Origin of the sequence: Luteibacter sp. (genome assembly GCF_051958795.1) — a bacterium.
Classification (GTDB): domain Bacteria; phylum Pseudomonadota; class Gammaproteobacteria; order Xanthomonadales; family Rhodanobacteraceae; genus Luteibacter.
In genome coordinates this window covers 1-6,923 of sequence record NZ_JBQCFT010000376.1, presented here as the reverse complement: position 1 = coordinate 6,923, position 6,923 = coordinate 1, and the positions used below count along the sequence as shown (strand labels likewise).

Below are 6,923 nucleotides of genomic sequence, written 5' to 3'. Positions count from 1 at the left end.
AGGCGACACTGCCGCCATCGGTGAAGCTCAACGTGCTGTACGACCGCTCGGTCTCGATCCGCGATTCGGTGCACGACGTGCAGTTCACGCTGGTGCTCGCCGGCATCCTCGTGGTGCTCGTGATCTACCTGTTCCTCGGCAACGCGTCGGCGACGCTCATCCCTGCGGTGGCCTTGCCCATCTCCGTGCTCGGCACGTTCGGCGCCATGTTCGCGCTCGGCTACAGCCTGGATAACCTTTCCCTGCTGGCGCTGACGCTCGCGGTCGGCTTCGTCGTCGATGATGCGATCGTGATGCTCGAGAACATCATGCGCCACATCGAGATGGGCGAAAGACCCTTCGAGGCGGCGGTGAAGGGTGCCGGTGAAATCGGCTTCACCATCTTCTCCATGACGTTGTCGCTGGTCGCCGTGTTCATCCCCGTGATGTTCATGGGTGGCATCGTCGGCCGCCTGTTCCACGAATTCGCCGTCGTGATCAGCGTGTCCATCCTGATCTCGGGTTTCGTGTCGATCACATTGACGCCGATGCTGTGCAGCCGCTTCGTCAAGGCGCACGACCACGACAAGCGCAGCCGCATCGTCGTCTGGTTCGATGCGGGCTTCAGCGCGGTGACCTCGGGCTATACGCGGACGCTGGCGTGGTGCATGCGCCATCCGCGCGTCGTCATCGGTGTGTTCGCCCTGAGCCTGGCCGCCACGGGCCTCCTGTTCGCCGTGGTGCCGAAGGACTTTATCCCGGCCGGCGACAGCGGCCAGCTGCGTGTCACGACGGAAGGGCCGACGGATATCTCGTTCGCCGCCATGTCGGCGCGACAGCAGGCACTCGCAGAGATCGCAGGCAAGGATCCGAATATCACCGGGTACATGTCGAGCGTCGGTGCGGGTGGCCCGCGCTCGACGATCAACTCCGGCTCGATCCTGCTCACGCTGCGTCCAGCGGGCGAGCGCGGCCACACCACGCCGGACGAGATCATCCAGGAGCTGCGGCACAAGTTCGCCCAGGTGCCGGGTATCCGTACGTATATCCAGAATCCGCCGGCGATCCAGGTGGGTGGCCGTCAGTCGAAGGCGCAGTACCAGTACACGGTGCAGTCGACCGACCTGAAGGCGCTTTACGCGTGGTCGGGCAAGCTTGTCACTGCGTTCCAGAAGCTGCCTGGCTTCCAGGACGTCACCACCGACCTGGACCTCAACAGTCCCTCGATGATGGTGCAGGTCAATCGCGACAAGCTGGCGCCGATGGGTCTCACCATGGACCAGGTGCAGACGGCGCTGGGCACGGCGTTCGGTGAGAACCAGATCTCCACGATCTACGGCTCCGCCACGCAGTACTGGGTGATCCTGCAGGTGGAGCGGCGCATGCAGGATGATCCTGCCGTGCTGTCCAGGCTGTACGTCACATCGGATACCGGCAAGCTCATTCCGCTCAGCACGGTGGCGCGTTTCGAGCGCAAGCCGCAGGTGCTGACGGTGAACCACCAGGGCCAGCTGCCCGCGGTGACCGTGTCGTTCAACCTCGCACCCGGCGTATCGCTCAGCGATGCCGTGGCGAGCATCGATCGCGCCACCACGGAACTCAAACTACCCGCGACACTGAGTGGCAGCGTGCAGGGTACGGCGCAGGCGTTCCAGGACTCGATCAAGGGCATGGGCCTGCTGTTGCTGCTGGCCGTGTTCGTGATCTATCTCGTGCTGGGCATCCTGTACGAGAGCTTCATCCATCCGCTCACGATTCTTTCGGGCCTGCCCGCCGCCGCCGTGGGCGCGCTGCTTACGCTGGTGATCTTCCAGGCCTCGCTGGACCTGTTCGCGTTCGTCGGCATCGTGATGCTCGTGGGCATCGTGAAGAAGAACGCGATCATGATGATCGACTTCGCGCTGGAGCGTCAGCGTGACGAGGGCATGGCGCCGTTCGATGCGATCTTCGAAGCGTGCCGCGTGCGTTTCCGCCCGATCATGATGACGACGATGGCGGCTTTCGCAGGTACGTTGCCGATCGCGCTGGGCATCGGCGCCGGTGCCGAAACCCGCCGACCGCTCGGCCTCGCCGTGGTCGGTGGCCTCGTGGTGTCGCAGATCCTGACGCTATACCTCACGCCGGTGATCTACCTCTACATGAACCGCCTGCAGGAGCGCGTGGCGCCGAAGCAGATCGGGGAGCCGTTGCCGCACCACTGACCGGTGCGGCTGTAGGAGCCCACCCTGTGGGCGACATCTTTCGCCTCACCGCCACCGGTCGTGTGGCATCAGCGCGAAAGGCGTCGCCCACAGGGTGGGCTCCTACGGGGTTCGTCAATCGTGCGCGCCGTCTTTTGCGAACGCGCCGGGCGCCGAACCGAAGTTGCCATCCGCCTGGGCGGCCATGTAGGCGAACGTCGCGTAGACCGCCACGTTCTGCGCCAGCGCCTTCGGGTCGATCTTGTCGAGCGTGTCGTTGGCGTTGTGGTGGTAGTCGAAGTAGTCGGTGCCGTCCTGGGTCAGCGACAGCGCGGCCATGCCCTTCGCGTGCATCTGCGACAGGTCCGAACCGCCGCCGCCGGGCTTATCCGGATCGTAGGCCACGCCGATGGGTGCGATCACCTTTGCGATCTGCTCGATCGCGCCACGTGCCTCCGGCTTCACCGATGCGCTCATGCGCCAGATGCGGCCGGCGCCGAAATCGGATTCGGTGCCAAGCTGGAACTTCGACACATCCTTGGCGTGCGCTTCGGCATAGGCGCGGCCACCCCACAGGCCCATCTCTTCGTTCGCGAAGGCGATGACGCGGATGGTGCGGTCCGGGCGCTCCGGCATGTCCTTGATCAGCTTCGCGGCGGCCGCGGCGATGGCCACGCCGGCGCCATCATCGATCGCGCCGGTGCCGAGGTCCCAGGAATCCAGGTGGCCGCCGATCGCGACGATCTCGTTCGGCTTCTTCTTGCCGGTCACTTCGGCGATGACGTTTTCGCCTTCATACGTGCCCTTGAAACCGACATCGAGGTCGAGCTTCAGCGTGACCGGCTTGCCTTCCTTCAGCACGCGCTCGAGCTGGTCGGCATCCGGGAGCGAGAGCGCGCCCGCCGGGATCGCTTCCTCGGGCTTCGTGAAGCCCGTGACGCCGGTGTGCGGCGTGCGGCTGTGCGGGTCGGTACCGGCCGAGCGGAGCAGGTAGGCCGCAGCGCCCATTTGCGCGGCGAGCACCGCACCGCGCGTACGCGTGGCCGAGCCCATGCCGTAGTCGTGGCCGTCCTTCTGCTGGGTCATGTGGGTGCTGACGTAGACGATCTTGCCCTTCACGCTGGCCGGATCCGCCGCCTTCAGCGCATCGAGCGTATCGAAGCCCACGACCTCGGCGGTGAGGCCGCCGGCGGGCGTGCCTGCCGAGTAGCCGAGCGCCGTCACGTACAGCGGCTGCGGGTAGGGCGAGACGATGGCGGCGTGTTCGCTGCGGCGCTCCCACAGCGGGTAGCTCACCTTCTCGGTGTACACCTTGTCGAAGCCCATGGCCTTGAACTTCGCCACGGTCCATTCGACGCCACGCTTGTCCGCCGGGCTGCCGGCCAGGCGCGGTCCCACTTCGGTGGTGAGGCCGCTAACGAACTCGTAGCCCGTGTTGTCGGCCATGGCCTTGTCGCGCAGCGCGGTGGCGGCGGCCACGGCCTTCGCCGGAACAGTGGTGGCCTTGTCGGCCGCGTGGGCGGAGCAGGCGAGCGCGATGCACGCGGCGAGCGCGTGGAGACGGATGGCTGGACGCATGGGTAACCCCTGGGGACGGAAACCCCGATTATGGACCCGGCAGCCCATGCGGGCGCCTAGGTAGGAAGTCATGCATGGCGCCGGGCGGGCAGGATGACCGAAGCGCGCAGGCCGCCCTCGCGGCGGTTGCGGATATCGACCGAGCCGCCGTGTTCCGAGACGATAGCCCGCACGCTCGCGAGGCCGAGACCGATGCCACCCGTATCGCGGTTGCGCGAAGCCTCGAGGCGGAAGAACGGCTCGAACACCTGGCGTTGCATGGCCTCGGGGATGCCCGGGCCATCGTCATCGACCTCCAGCACGCAGTTCTCGCCCTGGATGCGCAGGCGCATGCGCACGCGGTCGCCGTACTTCAGTCCGTTGTCCACCAGGTTCTCGACGGCGCGACGCAGGGCGACGGGATCGCCATCCACGGTAAGCGCCTGGCCGGCCTGCACCGACACATCGTGGCCGATATCCACCAGGTCATCCGCCACGCTCTCGACAAGCAGGCGGAAGTCGAGCGGCTGCCGGTTCGGCCCCGAAGAACGGTCGCGAATGAAGTCCAGCGCGGCCGAGATCATCGTCTTCATCTCGCGGATATCCGCGTCCACCTTTTCACCCAGGGGATCCGGCAGGCCATCGAGGCGGAACGAAAGGCGCGTGAGCGGCGTGCGCAGGTCATGCGCGATCGCGCCGATCATCTGCGTGCGTTCCTGCATCATGCGGTTCATGCGCGCCTGCATGGCGTTGAACGCATCCACCGCCTGGCGCATTTCGGTAGGCCCTTCGGAAGGTACGGGCGGGGCGCTGGCATCGCTGCCGAGCCGGTGCGCCGCTTCCGCAAAGCGACGGATGGGCGCGGAAAGCGCGCGGGCGAATACGGCCGCCAACGGCAGCATGATCAACACACCGAGGCCCAGCATCCACAACAGGCGCGCGCCCGCGGTATCCGCGAACGGCGTGGCGGGCACGGTCACGACACGCCACGAGCCATCGTCCAGCTGCAGGCCGACGACGGAGGGCCCCGATATCGCGCGGCCGAACGACGGCATCGGGCCCAGCCCGCTTTGCGTCGCGAAGACGCGCAGGTGGTCGCGTGGCACGGCCAACGCACCGGCGAGCCGTTCCAGCAGGTGTGCCGAGGCGCCCTTGTCGTAATCGTCGGTAGCCTGCGGCGGCGTCTTCTGCACGCTCACGTCGATATCGGTGATGCGTGGCGGTCCGAACCCACCCGGCATGCCGCCATCGCCCGGCGGCCTGCCCATCTCGCCGTGCGGCCGGCCGCCGTCGAAGTAGGGACGATCCGGCGGCAGCTGGTCGGGGCGCAGTGCATTGATGAGATCGAAGAAGCTGGCCGACGACACGGGTTGCGGCGGGCGCACGGTGAATACGAGGAAGCCGATCGCAGGCGTCACCAGCAAGGCGCAGGCCAGCATGAGGAAGCTGCGCGCGAAGATCGACAGGCGGGGAGCGCGGATCATGGGCGGCTTACCTTAGGGACCAGCATGTAACCCTCGTTGCGCACGGTGCGGATCATTTCCATGGCGGCGCGGTCGTTGAGCTTGCGGCGCAGGCGGCTGATCTGTGTATCGATTGCGCGGTCGTAGACGTCGGTGCGGCCGCCATGCACCAGGTCCAGCAGCTGGTCGCGGGTGAGGATGCGTTGTGGGTGGTCGACGAAGGCGCGCAACAGGGCGAACTCCCCATCCGAAAGGTTGATGAAGATGCCGGTCGGATCGCGCAGGTCGCGTCGTGTGACATCGAAGCGCCACCCCGCGAAGAGGTAAGGGCGCGCATCGTCGGATACGATCGGCTCGCTGGAGTTCACCCGGCGCAGCACGGCGCGTACCCGCGCCAGCAGTTCGCGCGGGTTGCATGGCTTAGCCAGGTAGTCGTCGGCACCGACCTCGAGGCCGATGATGCGGTCGGTATCACCGCCCAGCGCGCTGAGGATGATCACGGGCGGCCCTTTCTCGGCCGTGAGCCGGCGCGCGGCGGAGAGGCCGTCCTCGCCGGGCATCATCACATCCAGCACGACCAGGTCGGGCCGTTCGGCCGCGATGGCACGATCCATCTGCGTGGCATTCTCGGCAACCTGCACGCGGTAGCCGTGCCCGCCCAGGAAGCCGGCAATCAGGTCGCGAAGTTCGGGGTCATCATCGACCACCAGGATAAGGGCGTGTGTGTCCATGGCCATGCGCGTTTGATAGCAGAAACCGCGCCATGGCGCGTGTCTCGCGTGGCACGTAGCCGACACAAAGCAGACACACGGCGACAACGGCGGGTGACGAGCGCCCGGTAGCCTGCAACCTATCGTCGCTACGCAGGCTCCTGCCCGATGTTCGTTTTTCCCCGCTGGTCCACCACGTTATTCGCCTTTGCCATGACGGCAGCGGCGGCTGCCTACGCCCAGGATCGTGACCCTCCGCGCCCCCCGCCGCACGGTCCGGCGTTCGAAGCGGCCATGGATGATTGCTGGGTGGATTACGGCGGGGAACCTGATGACCCGGTCCCGCCGGACATGATGGCCGAATGCATGGCCTCAAAAGGCTTCCCGCCCCCGCCACACCGCCGGCCACCGCCGCATGGCGCACCGTTCGGTGACGATGACGACGACCTGTTCGGGGACCCGCTCAGCGGTCCGTTCGCTGGCCCGTGAGGAGGTACACCATGCCGTTTTCGCAGCCCGCCCTGCGCACCGTCCCGCCGCTGCCTGCGCCGCGTGCGCACCTGGCCGCCGCGCAGCGCTTCTGGGATGAATTCGGCCAGGGAGCGGCCCGCCAGCCCGGCCAGACCGTGTTGCTTGATGGCTATGCGGGCCATCGCCTCCGCTTCGCCACCCTGAGCCACGCCCCGCATGTGTTCAGCAGCGACCACCTGCCACGCGAGCATCGCCAGGCCGCGTTGCTGGTGCTGCAGCTGGAAGGCGAGAGCCAGGTCGAACAACACGGGCGCCGCGCGCAGGTTTCGCCAGGGCAATTCACGCTCGTCGACCTATCGCGACCGTTCCGCGTGGATACCGGTCGCTCGCTGATCCAGGCCGCTTATCTCCCGCTCGCCGTGTTGCGCGACGCGGGACCCCGGCTCGAGCATATCACGGCGACGGCGCTGGATGGCCACATCGCCGCGGCGACCTTCCTTCGCAGTCTTTTCCGGGATCTGTTCGAGCAGGTCGAGGACATGTCCGAGGCCATCGCCGACCGG

The 6,923-nt window shown here is 66.9% G+C and carries 5 protein-coding genes and 1 pseudogene; 3 read left to right on the top strand and 3 right to left on the bottom strand.

The window, feature by feature from the left end; translation table 11 throughout:
• On the top strand, nt 1-2,180 hold a 2,180-nt coding region (locus ACTHLF_RS20085), incomplete at its 5' end, for an efflux RND transporter permease subunit (protein ID WP_440329825.1).
• 114 nt (nt 2,181-2,294) lie between these two features.
• Here the strand turns inward: ACTHLF_RS20085 and ACTHLF_RS20080 are convergent.
• The 3 genes and pseudogenes from ACTHLF_RS20080 to ACTHLF_RS20070 form a co-directional block, all read right to left on the bottom strand.
• The gene (locus ACTHLF_RS20080) at nt 2,295-3,737 is read right to left on the bottom strand and encodes a M20/M25/M40 family metallo-hydrolase (RefSeq protein ID WP_440329823.1); all 1,443 of its coding nucleotides are present in this window, start codon (nt 3,735-3,737) and stop codon (nt 2,295-2,297) included.
• A 68-nt stretch (nt 3,738-3,805) separates the two neighbouring features.
• Nucleotides 3,806-4,630, bottom strand: a pseudogene (locus ACTHLF_RS20075) (ATP-binding protein); the annotation flags it as partial.
• A gap of 566 nt (nt 4,631-5,196) precedes the next feature.
• Entirely contained in the window at nt 5,197-5,910 is a 714-nt protein-coding gene (locus ACTHLF_RS20070; RefSeq protein WP_440329821.1) for a response regulator, read from the bottom strand.
• A 147-nt stretch (nt 5,911-6,057) separates the two neighbouring features.
• On the opposite strand from ACTHLF_RS20070, the gene ACTHLF_RS20065 reads away from it, so the two are divergent.
• Nucleotides 6,058-6,378 carry a hypothetical protein gene (locus ACTHLF_RS20065; protein ID WP_440329819.1) on the top strand — a complete coding sequence of 107 codons (321 nt, stop codon included), beginning with the start codon at nt 6,058-6,060 and terminating at the stop codon, nt 6,376-6,378.
• Nucleotides 6,379-6,389: 11 nt separating this feature from the next.
• Nucleotides 6,390-6,923: hypothetical protein (locus tag ACTHLF_RS20060; protein WP_440329817.1), on the top strand; the 534-nt coding region annotated here is incomplete at its 3' end.